This is a genomic window from Hyphomonas sp. CY54-11-8 (assembly GCF_000682735.1).
Classification (GTDB): domain Bacteria; phylum Pseudomonadota; class Alphaproteobacteria; order Caulobacterales; family Hyphomonadaceae; genus Hyphomonas.
In genome coordinates, this window is record NZ_AWFD01000034.1 from 143,653 (window position 1) to 161,701 (window position 18,049).

Annotated in this window: 18 protein-coding genes; 10 read left to right on the plus strand and 8 right to left on the minus strand. The window is 58.3% G+C overall.

What is annotated here, in order from left to right; genetic code table 11:
• Entirely contained in the window at positions 1-474 is a 474-nt protein-coding gene (locus HY17_RS14570; protein ID WP_034767889.1) for a DNA polymerase III subunit chi, read from the plus strand.
• Here HY17_RS14570 and HY17_RS14575 read toward each other — a convergent pair.
• Positions 471-806 (minus strand): zinc ribbon domain-containing protein YjdM, encoded by a 336-nt coding sequence (locus HY17_RS14575; protein ID WP_034767891.1) that lies wholly within the window; start codon positions 804-806, stop codon positions 471-473. The two genes, HY17_RS14570 and HY17_RS14575, sit on opposite strands and share 4 nt — an antisense overlap.
• A 146-nt stretch (positions 807-952) precedes the next feature.
• Here HY17_RS14575 and ndk point away from each other — a divergent pair, with 146 nt between their 5' ends.
• Positions 953-1,375: a nucleoside-diphosphate kinase gene (gene ndk / locus HY17_RS14580; protein ID WP_034767893.1), complete on the plus strand. Its 423-nt coding sequence runs from the start codon at positions 953-955 to the stop codon at positions 1,373-1,375.
• A 100-nt stretch (positions 1,376-1,475) separates the two neighbouring features.
• On the opposite strand, the gene HY17_RS14585 is transcribed toward ndk, so the two are convergent.
• From HY17_RS14585 to purM, 3 genes are all read right to left on the minus strand, one after another.
• Positions 1,476-2,276: a GNAT family N-acetyltransferase gene (locus tag HY17_RS14585; protein ID WP_034767895.1), complete on the minus strand. Its 801-nt coding sequence runs from the start codon at positions 2,274-2,276 to the stop codon at positions 1,476-1,478.
• 158 nt (positions 2,277-2,434) lie between these two features.
• Positions 2,435-3,028 (minus strand): phosphoribosylglycinamide formyltransferase, encoded by a 594-nt coding sequence (gene purN, locus HY17_RS14590; protein WP_034767897.1) that lies wholly within the window; start codon positions 3,026-3,028, stop codon positions 2,435-2,437.
• On the minus strand, positions 3,025-4,050 hold the full coding sequence (purM, locus tag HY17_RS14595; protein WP_034767899.1) for a phosphoribosylformylglycinamidine cyclo-ligase: 1,026 nt from the start codon (positions 4,048-4,050) through the stop codon (positions 3,025-3,027). The genes purN and purM overlap by 4 nt, the downstream gene beginning before the upstream one ends.
• A gap of 107 nt (positions 4,051-4,157) precedes the next feature.
• Here purM and HY17_RS14600 point away from each other — a divergent pair, with 107 nt between their 5' ends.
• The 4 genes from HY17_RS14600 to HY17_RS14615 are packed head-to-tail and all read left to right on the plus strand — an operon-like array spanning position 4,158 to position 9,584.
• Positions 4,158-5,180 (plus strand): hypothetical protein, encoded by a 1,023-nt coding sequence (locus HY17_RS14600; RefSeq protein ID WP_034767901.1) that lies wholly within the window; start codon positions 4,158-4,160, stop codon positions 5,178-5,180.
• 38 nt (positions 5,181-5,218) lie between these two features.
• The gene (locus tag HY17_RS19600; RefSeq protein WP_051600142.1) at positions 5,219-5,902 is read left to right on the plus strand and encodes a DnaA ATPase domain-containing protein; all 684 of its coding nucleotides are present in this window, start codon (positions 5,219-5,221) and stop codon (positions 5,900-5,902) included.
• Positions 5,903-5,925: 23 nt separating this feature from the next.
• A complete protein-coding gene (locus tag HY17_RS14610; protein WP_175354455.1) occupies positions 5,926-8,103 on the plus strand; it encodes an RNA degradosome polyphosphate kinase in 2,178 nt (725 codons plus the stop codon).
• The gene (locus tag HY17_RS14615) at positions 8,103-9,584 is read left to right on the plus strand and encodes a hypothetical protein (protein WP_034767905.1); all 1,482 of its coding nucleotides are present in this window, start codon (positions 8,103-8,105) and stop codon (positions 9,582-9,584) included. Before HY17_RS14610 ends, HY17_RS14615 begins: the two co-directional genes overlap by 1 nt.
• Position 9,585: 1 nt before the next feature.
• Here HY17_RS14615 and rnd read toward each other — a convergent pair whose 3' ends face one another.
• Positions 9,586-10,752, minus strand: coding sequence for a ribonuclease D (gene rnd / locus HY17_RS14620; RefSeq protein WP_034767908.1), 1,167 nt, complete (start codon positions 10,750-10,752; stop codon positions 9,586-9,588).
• A gap of 93 nt (positions 10,753-10,845) precedes the next feature.
• Between rnd and aspS the strand changes: the two genes are divergently transcribed.
• The gene (gene aspS / locus HY17_RS14625) at positions 10,846-12,678 is read left to right on the plus strand and encodes an aspartate--tRNA ligase (protein WP_034767910.1); all 1,833 of its coding nucleotides are present in this window, start codon (positions 10,846-10,848) and stop codon (positions 12,676-12,678) included.
• Positions 12,679-12,735: 57 nt separating this feature from the next.
• Here aspS and HY17_RS14630 read toward each other — a convergent pair whose 3' ends face one another.
• Together HY17_RS14630 and HY17_RS14635 are read right to left on the minus strand one after the other, a co-directional pair.
• A complete protein-coding gene (locus HY17_RS14630; RefSeq protein WP_175354456.1) occupies positions 12,736-13,599 on the minus strand; it encodes a pentapeptide repeat-containing protein in 864 nt (287 codons plus the stop codon).
• Positions 13,571-15,841 (minus strand): hypothetical protein, encoded by a 2,271-nt coding sequence (locus HY17_RS14635; protein WP_051600144.1) that lies wholly within the window; start codon positions 15,839-15,841, stop codon positions 13,571-13,573. Before HY17_RS14635 ends, HY17_RS14630 begins: the two co-directional genes overlap by 29 nt.
• A 190-nt stretch (positions 15,842-16,031) precedes the next feature.
• On the opposite strand from HY17_RS14635, the gene HY17_RS14640 reads away from it, so the two are divergent.
• The 3 genes from HY17_RS14640 to HY17_RS14650 are packed head-to-tail and all read left to right on the plus strand — an operon-like array spanning position 16,032 to position 17,411.
• Complete coding sequence (locus HY17_RS14640; protein ID WP_034767912.1) at positions 16,032-16,424, plus strand: NADH:ubiquinone oxidoreductase subunit NDUFA12; 393 nt, start codon at positions 16,032-16,034, stop codon at positions 16,422-16,424.
• Positions 16,417-16,947: an outer membrane lipid asymmetry maintenance protein MlaD gene (gene mlaD, locus HY17_RS14645; protein ID WP_034767914.1), complete on the plus strand. Its 531-nt coding sequence runs from the start codon at positions 16,417-16,419 to the stop codon at positions 16,945-16,947. Before HY17_RS14640 ends, mlaD begins: the two co-directional genes overlap by 8 nt.
• Entirely contained in the window at positions 16,947-17,411 is a 465-nt protein-coding gene (locus tag HY17_RS14650; RefSeq protein WP_034767916.1) for a DUF2155 domain-containing protein, read from the plus strand. The genes mlaD and HY17_RS14650 overlap by 1 nt, the downstream gene beginning before the upstream one ends.
• Here HY17_RS14650 and aat read toward each other — a convergent pair.
• Complete coding sequence (aat, locus tag HY17_RS14655) at positions 17,336-18,004, minus strand: leucyl/phenylalanyl-tRNA--protein transferase (protein ID WP_034767918.1); 669 nt, start codon at positions 18,002-18,004, stop codon at positions 17,336-17,338. The two genes, HY17_RS14650 and aat, sit on opposite strands and share 76 nt — an antisense overlap.
• Positions 18,005-18,049 lie beyond the last annotated feature (45 nt).

Below are 18,049 nucleotides of genomic sequence, written 5' to 3' on the forward strand. Positions count from 1 at the left end.
TTGAGCGAGGCGCCGAAGCCGGAATGGTGGTTTTACCACCTCTCCCGCACCACGCTGGAGCAGGCGGCGGCGCCTCTCATGTCCAAATGCCTTGAAGTCGGGTGGCGTGTGCTCGCAGTCAGCCCGAATGCAGACCGGCGGGCCGCGCTCGATGCGGCCCTCTGGACCTTCGATGACCAGTCTTTCCTGCCGCATGGCCAGGCCGAAGCGCCGGGCCTCGAAGCGTCACGCCAGCCTGTGCTCATTTCAGGCAAGGCGGACAATGTGAATGGTGCAGCAGCCTTGTTCCTGATGGATGGCGTGAAGGCCCCCGTCGATGCGCCTTACACGCGCTGCATGATGATGTTCGACGATGGCGATATGGATGCACGCGGCGCCGCTCGCGAAGCATTCAAGGCCGCCAAGGACGGGGGTCTCGTCACTCGCTATTTCCAGCAAACCAGCAGCGGCGGTTGGAAAGAGGCAGGCGCCTAGGCCTTCTTCACGAACTCGGACTTCAGGCCCATCTGGCCAATGCCATCGATCTTGCAGTCGATATCGTGATCACCATCGACGAGGCGGATATTCTTGACCTTGGTGCCGCGCTTCACGACCTGCGAACTGCCTTTGATCTTCAGGTCCTTGATCACGGTGACCGTGTCACCATCCGCCAACGGATTGCCATTGGAATCCTTCACCACTTTTTCGTCCGAATTGGCTTCCGCATCCGCTGACCATTCATGTCCGCATTCCGGGCAGATCAGCAGGGCGCCGTCCTCATATGTGAATTCGGACTGGCATTTCGGACAAGGTGGCAGGGTGCTCATTGGGGCAACTTTCCGGTTGAAGGACCTGTCCGGCCCTACGCCCTGATGAAAGTGTGCGCAAGCGCGGCGCTCTGTCCTTGCCCCTGCGGGCGGGCGCCGCTATAGGCCCGCCAACACTCCAATTTCCGCACAACAGGAACCCTCCCATGGCTGTCCAGCGCACTTTTTCCATCATCAAGCCCGACGCGACCGAGCGTAACCTGACCGGCGCCGTCAACGCCGTCATCGAGAAGGCCGGCCTGCGCATCATCGGCCAGCGCCGCATCAAGATGACCCAGGAACAGGCCGAGCGTTTCTACGCTGTCCACAGCGAGCGTCCTTTCTTTGGTGAGCTGGTCGAATTCATGACCTCCGGCCCGGTCGTCGTCCAGGTGCTCGAAGGCGAGAACGCTGTCGCAAAATACCGCGAAGTGATGGGCGCCACGAACCCGGCAGACGCTGCTGAAGGCACCATCCGCAAGCTCTACGCAAAATCGATCGGCGAGAACTCGGTTCACGGCTCTGACTCCGAAGAAAACGCTGCGATCGAAATCGCGCAATTCTTCTCCGAAGCCGACATCGCCGGCTAAGGCTGGCAACAAGCCCTTCTTGGCAGTGAAGAAATAATAGGGGTCCAGCCAGATGGTTGGGCCCTTTTTATTGGTTGCCTGCGCTGCAAAATGGCGCACCCTATTCGCTGCGCTTTAGGAAGGACCTCGTAACGCAGACCGGATGAAAGCCGATCTTTTGATAGAGCACTTTGGGAGGTTCTGTCGCCATACTACCAATGAGAATCTCCTCACAGGATGCTTGCCGGAGGCGTTCAGCAAACGCGGAAATCAAGGCTGTAGCGATCCCTCGCCGTCTGAATGCAGGTAGCGTAAACAGATCTTCGATCATTCCCATGCCATTTGGAGCTATGGTGGCTGAGCCATAAGCGCAAAGTGCATCATCGAGAAAACCCAGGAAGAACTGACAAGGGCCTGACTTTCCACGGTATCCTTCTACAATTCCTCGGGTGACCTCGGCATCAAGGATATGTCCCTGCGTTCGAGCGCCCTCTGTGTGATCTGCACGAACGAGATCATGCAGATATCGCCAATCGCCATCTGTTGAAACCGGCTTAATTCTAAAGCCGGCGGGACGCCTCACGGAGACCTCACTTTGGAGCACCATCTGAATGATGGGCGTCTGTTCCTGATAGTCATCAAGCAAAAGTCGGGCGATGATGGCAGGTGACGTGAACGGTGTTGCGAAGATGTAAGAGTAGCCCACCAGCTTCGTTCTAGACGAGGCAAACTCCATCATCTGATCAATCTCAGCAGCAGTCCGGGCTGTCATATCAATAATTCGGTTGCGATCCCAAACTTCGGCTCTTTCCGTATCCTGCAGCGACGAACAGAAGTTCTCTTCAATTACATCCATCCCGATGGAGGCATGAAATTGATAGGTTTCGCAGGCTCGCTTCGCGAGGTCATGGATGGACGTCATCTGATCCCCCGATTGGTTCTGAGTTCTCGTGAGCGATGTTTACTTGTAGAAAACAGCGCAAAATGAACCCGAATTCTCAAAACGAGAAGAGCAGGTTGAAACTGAGTTCTCGTCAAGCGAGATAGCGGGTCAGCAGTATGGGCGTTCATGCCCATTCACTATCGATTGGATGACAACACCTGCTCGCAGGCCAGCGCCAAAGCGCGCGGGTAGAGCTTGTGTTCCTCAACCAGGACCCTCGCCGCGAGGCTGTCCTCGGTATCGCCCGGCAGGATGGGCACCGCCGCTTGAGCGATGACCTTGCCCTCGTCCACCCCGGCCGAAACCCAATGAACCGAGCAACCGCCCTCGGCATCGCCCGCCTCGATGGCCCGCAGATGCGTGTGTAACCCCTTGTATTTAGGGAGAAGTGAGGGGTGAATATTGATCATCCGGCCTTTCCACCTGGTCACGAACCAGGGCGTCAGCACGCGCATGAAGCCGGCAAGGGCTATGATCTCGGTTCCGGCCTTTTCGAGTTCGGCATTCAGGGCTCGTTCAAAGGATTCCCGGTCCTTGCCGTAGAGCTTGTGATCGACGGATGCTGTAGAAATGCCAGCAGAAGCCGCCGTTTCGAGCCCCTTGGCATCCGGCCGATTGGAGGCCACCAGAACGGGCTCGGCTGGGTAGGATGGGTCGGCCGCTGCCTCCAGCAACGCTTCCATGTTCGAGCCGCGTCCGGAGATCAGGATGGCAAGTTTCAGGCGTCTCATGCGTCGGCAAGGCGCCCCAGAATGACCGGCGCTTCACCTGCTGTTTGTAGTGCGGCGCAGACCGTATCTGCGTCCTCAAGCGCGACGGCGAAGACGACGCCGATGCCCATATTGAACGTCCGGTGCATTTCGTCTTCTGTAACATTACCTGCAGATTGCAGCCATTCGAACACCGGCGGAGGCGTCCAGGCCTTCCGCTCGATGACGGGTACCAGATGGTCCGGGCACATGCGCGGCGTGTTCTCGGTCAGGCCGCCGCCGGTAATGTGAGCGAGGCCTTTTACGAGCCCTTTGCGGATCAGCGGCAAGGCAACGCTTGCGTACAACCGGGTAGGTTTCAGCAGTGCTTCGCCAAGGGTAACGTTCGAAAACGGCGAAGCACTGTCATAGGACAAGCCTTCTCGTTCCACGATCCGGCGGATCAGTGAATAGCCATTCGAGTGCGGACCGGACGAGCCAATGCCAATAAGCAGGTCGCCTGCCGCCATCGTGTCCATGCGAGGCAGCACTTTATCCCGATCAACTGCGCCCACGACAAAACCTGCAAGGTCGTAATGTCCCGGCGGGTACATACCCGGCATTTCGGCCGTTTCACCGCCCACCAGCGCGCAGCCGGACTGGCGGCAGCCTTCTGCAATACCGGAGACAACCGCTTCAGCAATGCCTTCTTCAAGCTTGCCCGTTGCGAAATAGTCCAGGAAAAACAGGGGTTCAGCGCCTTGTGCCAGAACGTCATTGGCGCACATCGCCACAAGGTCGATACCCACCGTGTTATGGATGCCGGTTTCAAAAGCCAGCATAAGCTTGGTGCCGACACCGTCTGTGCCGGAGACTAGGATCGGGTCTGAATAGCCTGCGGCCTTGAGGTCAAACAGGGCGCCGAAGCCGCCCAGACCTCCCATGACGCCAGCGCGACGGGTCGCTTTGGCGAGGGGGCCAATCGCGTCAACGAGACGCTCGCCTGCCTCAATATCGACACCAGCGTCGCGGTAAGAAAGAGAAGTCTTGGAAGGGTCGCTCATGATGACTCGCGCGTTAGCATGGGGAATTCGACTCTGCCAGTGCCGAGCGCGGTTCCAGCCCCGCACCGGACTTGCTACAAGGTCGCCAACCGAGGAGGTCTCTGACCATGATTCGTATGCTTCTTGCTTCCACGCTCGCAGCCATGTTTGCGGTTTTCAGTGCTGCCGCGGATACGCAGGATGTCTACACGATCCCAAACCTTGAGGTGGATGAAGTTGCGCCAACCCTGATCCAGGCGCGTGAGCAGGCCATGGCTGCCGCCCGGCTTGATGGCGCCCGGCAACTGATCGACAAGATTACGCTGGCAGAGGACCGCATTGCTGCGGGAGGCGTTCCGATAGATGGCGAATTGGCAAACAGGCTGTCTGCCGCAGTCGATGTGCAGGAAGAAACGGCCGGTGCGGGCCGCTATAGGGGAATCCTGCGGGTGGTCTACAATCCCCTGATGGTGCGGGCGCATCTGGATGCGCTGAAAGTGCCGTATGTTGATACGCAAGCCCCTCTGAGCCTGATGGTCCCATTGGCGTCTTCCGCACAATTGGAGGAAGACTGGCATGAAGCCTTGGGAGCCGAAAACCCCGGTGCCCTAGCGCCTTATGTGACTTCAAACCTGACGGGTTATACCAGCTATAGCGACTGGTATGCGCTTTCGCCGGAAGCGGGCAGCCTGCGCGCCCGCCGTGCAATTCTGGCAGAACTGATCGGCCGGGAAGGTGCATGGCGCGTCAGCGTTTCCATTGTCACAACAGCCGGAACGGAAGTGGTTGGGATTACGCTCCCGGCGCCCACACTTGAGGGGGCTGTGAATGCGACCGTCAAACTGCTTGAGGAAAACTGGAAGCGCGCGTCCATCATCCGTGGCGGCGACCGGACACAGGCCAAGGCAACGGTTCGCTACACATCGCTGGCGGAGTGGAACACGTTGCGTGGCGCCCTCGCCAGGTCACCACTCGTTTCCGACTTCCGGACGACGGCAGTCGCTCGCGATGGTGCCGTCGTGACATTTGCATATCTGGGCGATCCGCAGCGTTTGCAGAACGACCTGTTGCAGCGGGGTGTGGCACTTGGAGATGAGCCGCGCGCGGGCTGGGTGCTCCGTTCGGCCGTTTCAGCTGCAGGAGTTCCGTGAGCAAGCGGCCACCCCTATCGACCGGACAACCAGACCAGATGAGCTTCGCCTTTCCGGCAGGGCCGCTGCGGTTTGGACAACTTGTTGTTACTCCTGCCAATCAGGCCGCCGTCAGCATTGTTCGCCAGCCGTCCAAGTGGCCCACGCCTGTGTTCTGCGTGACCGGGCCACTCCGTTGCGGATTGACTACGTTGTTGCAGGCATGGTGCGAGGAAACCGGTGGCGTTTATTTCGACGCGAACCGATTTACCAAATTGAAATCCGCTCAGCTGGACGAACTTGCCGGGAAATTCGTTGCGGTCGACAACGCAGACAAAGTTGCAGCGAACGAAAAGTTACTCACCCTCATCAATCAGATCTCCAAGGAAGAGGGCCGGTTGCTTCTTTCGTCCTCGAGCAGTCCGTCTCAGTGGCCCGTGAAATCGGCGGACCTGAAATCGCGCCTCAACTCCATGTCCATCGTGGAAATCTTGCCACCAGATGAGGCGATGCTGACCGGGCGGCTCAGGGCTTCTGCTGCGAGGCATTATCTCAAGCTTGAGCCGGAATTGGTCTCTTATCTCGCACCGCGCCTTGACCTTACTTACGAAGCCATTGAGGCGTTCGCGGAGAAGCTAAGTCACGGTGTCACAACGACAGGACGCGCACCTTCTGTTCCTCTGGCAAAAGAGGTATTGGAGGCAATGGGGCTGGCGGCCCCTGATGAGCCGTCATCGAGTTGATACGACCGGGGCCAACAAAGGGGATGTCCATGGCTGATGGAGTCGCCAGAACGGCGAAACAATTGATGGCGTCACCGGAACGATTCCTGAACCGGGAGCTGTCCTGGCTGGAATTCAATCGCCGCGTTCTGGAAGAGGCGGCCAATCCGAACCATCCACTGCTCGAACGCCTGCGGTTTCTGTCGATTTCTGCAAGCAATCTCGATGAATTCGAAATGGTTCGCTATGCGGGGCTGAGGGAGCAGGTTCGTGCTGGGGTGACCAAAACGAGCCAGGAAGGCCTGACACCTGCTGTGCAGGTCGAGCAAATTGAAGAACTGTCGCTGAAGCTGATCGCCGAACAACAGATGCGTTGGCGGCAGCTCAAAGATGAGCTCGAATCTGAAAATATTCATGTGCTTGCGGCAGGAGACCTCAGCAAGAAAGACTTGTCAGATCTGGACGATTTTTTCCGCAGCCACATCTTTCCGGTTCTCACGCCGCTCGCCGTCGATCCGGCGCATCCGTTTCCATTCATTCCGAACCTTGGTTTTTCTGTCGCACTCGACCTTGTTTCCAAGTATGGCGACGAAGGCCATATCGGCATTGTTCCATTACCAGCCTTTGTGCGTCGCTTCATCCGTCTGCCGAGCAAGCAGAAGGGGGTGCTAAGGTTCATCCCTCTTGAAGATGTGATCGGCCTGTTCATCGGGGATCTGTTCCCCGGTTACAAGGAGAAAAGCCGCTGCCTTTTCCGCATCGTCCGTGACAGCGATATTGAGATTGAGGAAGAAGCAGAAGACCTCATTCGTGAGTTCGAAGTGCTGCTGAAGCAACGCCGGCGTGGCCGTATTGTCAGGCTGCGTATGCAATCGAGCGCACCAAAGCATCTTCGGGAATTCATCACCCGTGAAATTGGTACCGAGAATGCAGATGTCGTTCTGTATGACGGTATTCTGGGTATGGCCCAGCTTTCGGAACTGATCGTTGATGACCGGCCCGACCTGAAGTTCCCGCCATATGATCCTCGGTATCCCGAGCGGATTCGGGAAATGGGTGGAGACTGCTTTGCTGCCGTCCGGATGAAGGACATACTGGTCCACCATCCATTTGAAAGTTTCGATGTCGTTGTTGAATTTATCCGGCAGGCCGCTGCGGACCCGCAGGTGGTTGCGATCAAGCAAACGCTTTACCGCACCACGAACAATTCCCCAATCGTTGCGGCGCTTGTTGAGGCGGCTGAAAATGGCAAGAACGTCACTGCGCTAGTGGAGATCAAGGCCCGCTTTGATGAGGAGGCCAATCTGAGGCTGGCTCGTGATCTGGAACGCGCTGGAGTACAGGTCGTATACGGATTTATTGAATACAAAACACACGCGAAGGTATCGCTTGTGGTTCGGCGCGAAGGGAGTGAGCTGCGAACCTATACGCATTTCGGAACGGGTAACTATCACCCGGTCAATGCGAAGATATACACCGACTTGTCCTTGTTCACGGCTGATCCCGCGCTTGGGCGCGATGCGAACCGCCTGTTCAATTTCGTCACGGCGTATCGGGAACCGCCTGAAGTCGGGCCGGAACTCGAAAAGATTTCGATGTCTCCCCTGAATTTGAAATCAAATCTCATTAAGTTGATCGAGGCAGAGGCGGCTGCAGCCAAGAAAGGTAGGCCGAGCGGCATCTGGGCCAAGATGAATTCGCTGGTGGACGGGGATGTGATCGATGCGCTCTACAAAGCCAGTCAGGCCGGAGTTCCAATCGACCTTGTTGTTCGCGGCATATGCTGCCTGCGGCCTGGAGTGGCTGGAATATCGGAAAACATCAGTGTAAAAAGTATCGTAGGTCGTTTCCTTGAGCATTCACGAATTCTTTGCTGCGCAAATGGAGAAGCGCTGCCGTCGCCGAATGCGAAAGTATTCATTTCTTCCGCTGACTGGATGCCCCGTAATCTGGATAGGCGGGTCGAGGCGCTGGTGCCTGTCGAAAACCCAACGGTACACCGTCAGGTTCTGAATCAGATCATGGTCGCCAACCTGAACGACGAATTGCAGAGCTGGCTGATGCGGGAAGACGGTTCTTATGTGCGGGCGAAACCTGAAGGAGACGGAAACGGATTCTCGGCCCACCGCTACTTCATGGACAATCCCAGCCTGTCAGGGCGGGGCAGCGCGCTTGAAGTCAGTCTGCCTCCGCGGCTGCAGCCCAAGGGGAGCAAGGGCTGATGCCGTTCCCGAACACGCATCGGGCTGCGATCATCGATATTGGTTCCAATTCGGTGCGCCTTGTCATTTTTGATGTGTTGGGCGCTTCGATCCTGCCAACCTTTAATGAGAAGGTGATGGCTGGCCTAGGCGTCGGACTCTCCAAAACAGGCAAGCTTTCAGGTCCAGGGCGTGAATCCGCATTGTCAGCACTGGCGCGGTACCGGGCAATCCTGAAAGCATTGAATCTCAGGAATTTCGTGGCTGTGGCAACCGCTGCTGTGCGGGCTGCAGAAGACGGACCTGAGTTTATCCGCAAGGCCAATCGGGTTCTCGGTCGGCCGATTTCGGTTCTTTCCGGCGAAGATGAAGCGCGTCTTTCAGCCCTCGGCGTCGAATCCAGCTTCCATGAACCACAGGGGGTCATCGGCGATCTCGGCGGCTCCAGCCTTGAGTTCATGCAGGTGGGCAAAGGCAAGGGCAAAGGTGAAAGCCTGATGCTCGGTCCATTATCTTTGATGGAGGTGGCAAGCGACGCCAAGGAACTCCGCAAGGCCATTCGCTCTGAGCTGAAGAAATCCGAAGTGCTTTCTGGCGCGAAGGGGCGCTTCTTTGCCGTGGGTGGCGCCTGGCGAACCTTCGCAAAAGTGAACATGGAGATGGAAAACTATGCGCTTCAGGTCCTGCACGGCTACCAGATGAACCAGGGGCAGATCGCCCGGACCGCAAAGCTTTGCATAGACTCCCTCACGAATTCGACATCCCGTTCCATGCTGGAGTCGATCGACAAGCGCCGGGCGAAGCACATGCCGATTGCTGCGATCGTGTTGGAAGAGCTGCTGTCGGTCAGCAAGCTTGATGGCGTATCGATATCGTCAGCCGGATTGAGAGAAGGTGTGTTGACGGATCTTACGGGCGCCGCGGTGTCCGATCCGTTGCTGGATGGCGTGATCGCATTTGTCCGTCTGGATCACAACCAGATCGCCTTCGGACAGGCGCTCCACGAATTCATTGCGCCAGCCTTTGCTCCGGAAGAGGATCTATTCGGCTCGCCTGCGGCTGATGTTCGAATAGAGCAGGCCGCTTGCATGATGTCGGACAGTGCCGGTCGCTTCCATCCGGATCACCGCGCGCAAATGGCTTATGATCAGGCGTTGCGTGCGCCGTATGCCGGTGTGACACATGCGGAGCGGGCGATGATCGCCTATGCTGTCGGATGCCGCTATCAGAAGGACTTCAAGCGCCCGAGCGAATATGTCGCCCTCACCTCCGAGCCTCAGGCCGAGCGCGCCAAGCAACTCGGCAGCGCCATGCGCTTGGGCGCGGTATTTTCAGGACGGTCCGGTCCGATCCTGCGCAGAGCCAAGTTATCGAGAGATGGCGACAAGCTTTGTCTCAGCGTCGGAAAAGCTGATCAGGCGATGATCTCTGAAACGGTTTCGCGGCGCCTTGCGCAGACGGCGAATGCCCTGAGGCTGCAGCCGGAAATCCTTGTCGGTTAGATCAGACGTCGAACAGACGAACCTGGCCGCCTTCAAACGAGACTGCCAGTTTGCCCGACAGCAGAGCCTGTGCCTTTCGGCCGAACATTTCGTAGCGCCAGCCATTCATGGCCGCGATATCTTCTGATGTCTCGCCGCGGGCAATCCGGTCGATATCTGCAGCATTGGCGATCAGGCGCGGAACGACATCATTTTCTTCTGAAACGTGCTTCAGCAGGACTTTCAGCAGTTCAGGCGCGCCAGCCGGGATTTGTGCATTCTGACGGCGTGGTTCCAGCTCCGGTGCGAATTCGCCCGGATTGTCGAGCGCGGCCTGCACGGCATCCATCAGTCCTTGTCCGTGCTTTGAGCGGATGAATCCGTTCGGGACGGCACGAAGCTGATTGTAGTCATTCTCGCTGCGAGGCTTCTGGCTGGCGATTTCCTGAATGGCGTCGTCCTTAAGGATCCGGCGGCGCGGTTTGTCGAGCTCCTGAGCGAGCTGTTCGCGCCAGGCCGCTACAGCAACAACGAGCGCTGCATAATCCTTCTTCTGATTCCGAAGCTTCAGGCGTTGCCAGGCCTTGTCTGGGTCCGTGTCGTATTTCGCCGGATCTTCCAGATCCGCCATTTCCTCCTGAACCCATGTGAGCCGGCCACTCGATTCAAGCTTTTCCCGCATGATGAGGTAGGCGTCGCGCAAGTGCGTGACATCGCCAAGCGCGTAAACCAGCTGCTTCTGAGACAGGGGACGGCGCATCCAGTCTGTGAACTGGCTCGACTTGTCGATCTGGCGCCTGAGGACCCGCTGGACCAGATTGTCGTAGGAAATTGAGTCCCCATAGCCAAGCGCCATGGCTGCCACCTGGGTATCGAATATCGGGCCGGGGGGGTGGCCGATCAGGCGATTGAAGATCTCGATGTCCTGTCGGGCCGCATGAAAGACTTTTACGCGGTTGTCCGCGGCGATGAGATTAAGGAACGGACCGATGTCCAGATCTTCGGCGAGTGGATCGATCAGGCCTTCCACATCAGGGGAAGACGCCTGCACGAGGCAGAGTTCCGGCCAATAAGTCGTTTCCCGATGAAACTCGGTGTCGACGCAGATAAAGTCGCTTTCGGCCAGCTTCCCGCAGAAATCTTCGAGGGCCGACTGCTCAGTAATGGGAGTCAGGGTGTTGTCAGTCATCGCGGGCTTGCGTATCGCATCGCCAGAACAAATGCGAGAGTCTATTACCTCCCGCAAACATTTACTGGACCGACCTTTCCGGAGACTGATCCGATGCACGCCTATCGCACCCATACCTGTGGGGAGCTTCGCAAATCCCACGTTGGTGAAACCGTCAAGCTTTCCGGCTGGCTGCACCGCCGCCGTGAGCATGCTGGTGCCCTGTTTATTGACCTGCGCGATCACTACGGTCTGACGCAGGTCGTCGTGTATCCGAACGCGGCTTTCTACGAGGACGCGAAGCGTGCCTCCGCCGAGAGCGTGATGACGGTGACGGGCAAGCTTATTGCCCGGGATGCCGAGGCGGTGAACCCCGACCTTCCGACAGGTGAAGTTGAACTCCCGGCTGAGTCGCTCGTGATCGAAAGCGCGGCCGAAAAGCTGCCTCTGCCGGTCTTCGCCGAACCGGACTATCCGGAAGACATTCGTCTGAAATACCGCTATCTCGACCTGCGCCGGGAAACGCTCCACAAGAACATGACTTTGCGCAGCGACGTCATAGCGAGCCTGCGCAGCAGGATGGTCGCGCAGGGCTTCACCGAATACCAGACGCCGATTCTGACGGCTTCGAGTCCGGAAGGCGCGCGGGACTTTCTGGTCCCGTCTCGACTGCACCCAGGTGAGTTCTATGCTCTGCCGCAGGCCCCACAGCAGTTCAAACAGCTGCTTATGGTGTCCGGCTTCGACCGCTACTTCCAGATTGCGCCCTGCTTCCGCGACGAAGATGCCCGGGCAGACCGTTCGCCGGGGGAATTCTACCAGCTCGATATCGAGATGAGCTTTGTGACCCAGGACGACGTATTTAACGCGATCGAGCCGGTCATGCGCGGCGTGTTTGAGGAATTTGCTGACTGGGATGGGAAAGGCCGGGCAGTGCCATCGGAGCCGTTCCCGCACATTCCCTACGCCGAAGCGATGGAGAAATACGGGTCTGACAAGCCGGACCTGCGCAACCCGCTGGAGCTTGTCGACGTTACTGAATTCTTTGTCGACGAAGAAAAGACCGGCTTTGGGATCTTCGCCAAGATCATCAAGGGTGGCGGCAAGGTGATCGCCATTCCGGCTCCGAAAGCAACGGCTGAGAAGTCCCGCAAATTCTTCGACGACATGGACAAATGGGCAAAGAAGGAAATGCAGGCGCCCGGCCTTGGCTATGCGCGATTGAAGGAGTCCGATGCCGGTGGCGTCGATAGCCAGGACCCTGCCTTGAAAGGTTTCGCCCCGGATCATCTGGCCGCCTTGCTGGAAAAACTGGGCCTTGGGGCTGGTGACGGCGTGTTCTTCTCGGCCGGCAAGAAAGGCGATGCCTACAAGCTGGCCGGCGCCGCCCGAAACAAGATTGGCGCCGAACTGGATCTGATCGAAAAGGACGTGTTCCGCTTTTGCTGGATCGTGGACTTCCCGATGTATGAATGGGATGAGGACAACAAGAAAATCGACTTCAGCCACAACCCGTTCTCGATGCCTCAGGGGGGGATGGAGGCGCTGGAGGCCGCCAAGACGGATGAGGAGGTCCTCGATATAAAGGCGTTCCAGTACGACATCGTCTGCAATGGTATCGAGCTGTCATCTGGCGCTATCCGGAACCACCGCCCCGAACTGATGCTGAAAGCATTCGAAATCGCCGGTTATGGTCCGGAAGTGGTGGAGGCCGAGTTTGGGGGCATGTTGAACGCTTTCCGTCACGGCGCACCGCCGCACGGGGGAATCGCGCCGGGGGTGGATCGCATCGTGATGCTTCTTGCGGATGCGGAGAATATTCGCGACGTGACGCTCTTCCCGATGAACGGTCAGGCGCGCGACCTGATGATGGGCGCGCCCAGCCCTGTTGACGACCGCCAGCTGCGTGAACTGAATATCCGGCTCGCGCCTCAGGTGAAATCCTGAATCAGAAAGCCCCGGGTTCATGATCCCGGGGCTTTTCTGTCATCAAAACCATCGGACTTATTCGCAATCTGGCAGGTGAAGTCCGCTGGGGAGTAGCGTGCTCTGAGACACACATGCGCCTTCAAAGTCGGCTTCCCGCCAGCCGCGAAGGCCAGTCAGATTGGCGTCGACGAACCTTGCATCTTTGAAGGAGGCGCCTTGAGCATTCGCGCCATCAAACTTTGACATCGTCAGGTTGGCGCCATTGAATATGGTGGACATCAAGATTGTCCCGCTCAGGTCGGCACTTGTCAGATTGGCACCGGAAAAGTCCGCCCCTTCAAGGGATGCAGTGGCAAGATTTGCAGCTGCGAAATTCGCGCCGACCAGCATGGCTCTTTGAAGATTTGTGCCGACGAGAACACTCTGCTTGAACTCGGCTCCAGACGCCTGAATGGCCTGCAAACGGGCGTTTACGAGATTGGCGCCGGACAATTTTGCGGACGTCAGGACAGCTAAGCGCATGTCTGCGCCAGTGGCCTGAATGCCTTCGAAGTTGGTTTCCTTCGCCTGCGCTCCGCGCATGAACGCGTATTCGAGGTTCGCTTCACGGTAGTTGGCGCCGCTGAGCGTCCATCCGGTCAGATTACGGCCTGAAAGATTACAGCCGCCGCACGATCCGACATAGCTCGGTGCCCAGGCAACCGGTTGACTCGGCTGGGTTTGCTCCTGCGCGAATGCATCAAAGGCAGTCGCAGAAGCAAGCGTGGCAAGGCTGAGCAAAACTCGGTTCATGGCATTTTGGATACCGTTTTGTTTCGCGTGCCAAAACTGAACAAGCTGTAACGACTGTTTCAAAGTCACAGGTGTTGCAGAATTGCCATGAGCGCAGAAGGCACGGGATCTGTCGTAGTTACTTCTGTTTTCGACCTTCTTCGCCACAAGTATCGCACTCGATGTCACCATCGTCGCTGATCTCGAATAGGGTGAAACTCCCGCAAACGGGACACGCATCGCCGAGATAGTCGGGGGCGTTGAGCTCTTCTGTTTCCTCTGATTCCGCTGCGGCTTCCGCGGCTTCGGCTTCTTCGTCCGCAAGTTTTTGAGCCCGTTTCCTGTCCAGGATCACGATATTGTCCGGCAATTGCCCCCTGGAAAAACCGCGAGAAATGATCTGAGCAGCTTCTTCGGTGAAGGGAGCGGGTTCGGTTCGGGTTCCATCAGCTGCGCCCCGGCCAAGGCCGTCATGAGTCACATCGACTTCGGCCAGATCGTCGCGTCCCAAATAGGAGACGGCCAATTCGCGGAAAATATAGTCGAGAATCGAAGTGGCGCGTGTAATGCGGTCATTCCCGGTGACAGCCCCAGCTGGTTCAAACCGGGTGAACACAAATGCATCGACGAATTCCTCCAACGGCACGCCGTATTGCAGGCCGATGGAGGTCGCGATTGCGAAATTGTTCATCAGGCTCCGGAAAGCGGCGCCTTCCTTGTGCATGTCGATGAAAATCTCGCCCAGCGATCCGTCTTCGAATTCGCCCGTGTGCAGATAGACCTTATGGCCACCGACTGACGCTTTCTGGATGTAACCTTTCCGGCGATCGGGCAGGCGGGTTCGGGCAGCGCCATCCCCGGACATGATGTTTTGAGTGGGGACCGGGGGTGCATCTGCCTCTGCTGCAATTTCTTCCGCCAGAGCCGTAATATGCTCCATGCGGTCCTGCACGTCATCGTCCGGCGGCGCGCGGTGTCCGATCAGTTGAACCGAAAGCCCTGCAGACAGCGCGGCTTCAGCCATGTCCAGTCCACCCCGGCCGTCCACCGAGATCATGACATGTCCGCCAAGCGCTTTGGCGCATGCAGCAGCCAAAGCGACTTCCGCTTCCGGAGATGCGCCTACTTGAAGGCCGCAATCTGCCATGATTTCGGCGGTGGCATCTCCGTTCTCTCCAGAAATGGTTGTCTCGGCTGCCAGGATGTCCTTGCGCGAAAAGCCGATGGCCGAGAGGAGGCCGCCACCATCGGCGTCAAACTCTTCCGGCGCGAGCTTCAAATCGCTCGATATGATCTCATCACCCAGTACCCAGCGTGAAAAAGCAGCGTTCAGCGGCAGGCCTTCACCCAATGCCCGGGAGACTTTGTCGAGCGCGTCATCGGTGAAACCGCGATCACGCAGCCGGTCGAGTCCGAGCGCGCGGTCGAGATCAGACTCGGCCGAAGCCGCGATACGCTGCAAGGCCATCGGCAGGCGTTCGGGAGCATGATGCGCAATACCAAGACGTGCGGCGCGTGACAGGGTTGGGGTTTCGTCACCATAGGCGAGCACCGTCGCCAAGGGTGCTGTGCCATGACTTTCGCAATCGGGCAGAAACGCGCCAAGATCCGCGACAGGCAACAGCAGGACATTGCAGGTTCGCTTGCCCGATGCCTTTCGTGCCGCGAGGTTCAGAGCCTTCGCATGAGCGGCCGTGAAAGCCGCTCCGGTCACACCAGAACGGACCAGTCCGCAGAGTGCTGCCGCAATGGCGGCGCCGTCGGAAGAGGCGTAATCGACCCCCAGCGACATGATTGCGGCAGACAAGCCGGCAATGATGACCGCACCATCCGGCATCTCCTCAGCAGCCGCTTCCAGTGCTTCACAGAGATAGTCCGCTTCAATTCCGTCTGGACCGACGGCCATGGCGACATCGACAATTCGGGCTGCAGTGCCGGTCGGAAGGGGCGCTTCTTCCGTGAGAATGATCTCCGCCCCCTCCAAAAGCGCTTCAACCATGAGCTGTTCCAGCACCGGATCAAGCGTTTGGGGGTGGAACACGGCGGGCGCGGGCGCTGCGCCACCCACTGCTGCTGCGCGCAGGGCATCCGCTGTCCGCTGGAAACCGCCCGGCTGCCTCAAAGCCTCCTCCAGCACATCTTGAGGCAATCCAGCTGCAAGTGCTTCAGCCAGATCGGCATTACGAGGGGCATCGCCGAATCGCTCAAGAATCTCCGCAGACGCGAGTTGTGACACGCTAACCAGTGCTGCAGCCGAACAGGCAGCTGCTGTGGCCTTTAGTGATTCCGGTGTCATTGGCCGGGCTTTCCTGCCAGCGCCCCGGAACAGCTCGGACAGTGTGGTCTGCTCCGAAAAAAGGCCATCCGATTCGGCCGCAGTCAGGATTTCGGTTGCCCGCGTCTTATCCATGCCGTGTCTCCCCAGCGAATCACTTGAACAAGCGTGACCTTTGAACCCGTTTGGGGCAAGCGGTGCGAAGCAATTGCGGTCCTTTGCGCATAAGGGAAATTGCGGCGCATTGCCTGCGGCGGGGCTATGGATTAGTTGCCCCTGAGCCGCCATATTGCGGCCACCAACACACGGCAGGACAGGCCTTACGATGCTGAAGACACTTTTTACCTGGTGGAGCGGCCACACGCTCGGCGCGGCGTTCGATATCGGACGGCGCTCCACGTTCGTCGGCACGGATGAATACGGCAACCGTTACTTCGAGGAACGGAAACCGTCGATCGAAGGCCGCCGCCGCCGCTATGTTATGTACAAAGGCCTCGCAGAACCGTCCAAGGTACCGGCCGACTGGCACGGGTGGCTGCATCACACGGTCGATGAGCCACCGACCAAATCCCCGCTCACTCGGCGGGAATGGGAAACCGATCACAAGCCGAACATGACCGGGACGCCTTGGGCCACCAAGCCCAAGGGAAGCCTTTCAGGTCACAGCCATCGCCAGAAAGCGGCAGGCGACTATGAGGCGTGGTCTCCTGATGCGTGAGTCGATGTTTGAAACCCTGGTTGGCGCGCTTGTCGTTGCCGTTGCCGGTGTTTTCCTCTGGTTCGCGATCGCGCGCGGCGGGGAAGCATCCGCCGGACCTGACAGGTATGAACTGAAAGCCCGTTTCAACAATATCAGTGGTATTGAGCGTGGGTCCGATGTCCGTATCGCAGGTGTGAAGGCCGGCGTCGTCAAAGCGATAGAGGGGGACCCTCAGCGCTTCGAAGCGGTCATGACCATGAGCCTCGACAAAAAGTGGCAACTGCCGGATGATACGGATGCGCGCATCTCGACGGACGGCTTGCTCGGTGGTGCCTATGTGGCCCTGGAACCAGGCGGTAGCTTCGACAACATTCCGCAAGATGGTTCAGGTGAGATCCAGTATACACGCGGTAGCGTGGACCTGCTGACTCTGTTCGCGTCCTTCGCCTCCGGCGGTGGCAATGGTGTTGGAGATGCCGCAGCGGCGTCTGAGCCCGATACCGCCGCGGAGGATGCATACCCTCTGGATGGAGATCAGTGATGTTTCGAGCGCTTGCTGCGGTTGCCCTTGTTGCCGGACTGGTAGGGGCGGCGCATGCTGCGACCTATGTCCAGAAAGACAAGGCGACCCTGCGCGCGCTCGACAAGATCACCGGCCGGTCTACTGATATTGAAGTCTTCGTAGGGCAGCCGGTTGTATTCGGATCGCTCAAGGTAGAGCTGGAAGTCTGCTACCAGACGCCCCCTGAAGAGGCCCCCGAAAGCGCTGCTTTCCTCAAGATATTCTCCACCCAACCCGTCGCCGTTGAAACCATGGATGCTGCGGTGGACGCGAATGATGTGGACACGGTGAGCGAGGAAAACCCGGAACTGTTCTCCGGCTGGATGTTCGCCTCGTCGCCGGGGTTGAGCGCGCTTGAGCACCCCGTTTACGACATCTGGGTGATCCGGTGCACCGCACCAGACCCGGTGAAGCTGCCAGACGGCCCGGAACGCCCGCAGTAAAAGTCCGCTTTCACTTCCAGTGCGGCCTTGAGGCGGCGCTTGAAGTCAGCCCGTGGGATTTCGATCAGGCCGAATTGTTCCAGGTGCGGGTTATGAAACTGCGCGTCCAGCAGGGTAAAGCCGCCCTCGATCAATCTTGCCACCAAGTGCACAAGCGCAATTTTTGAAGCGTCGGTCGCGCGGGAGAACATGCTTTCGCCAAAGAACGCCCCACCAAGGGCGACACCGTACAGTCCGCCCACCAGGGCTCCAGTTTCGTCCCAGCATTCAATCGAATGTGCGTATCCTTCGCGGTGAAGCGCGCTGTAGAGGTTCAGGATTGTCGAATTGATCCAGGTGGTCTCACGCCCATCGGAACTCTCCGCACACATCTCCATGACGCGTGTGAAAGCCGTGTCGGCGGATACGCGATACGGCTCCTGCTTCACCCTGCGTCTCAGCCGTTTTGGTATGTGGAAGTCATCCAGAGGCAGGATGCCCCGCATGTCGGGGTCAACCAGGAACAGGTTCGGATCATCCCGCGCATCGCCCATGGGGAATACACCCCGGCGATAGCAGGCAAGAAGATCATTTGTACCGAACCGTGCAGACATGGCCCCTATATGGAGACGGAGCAGGTCGGCTGTCTATTGGACGGT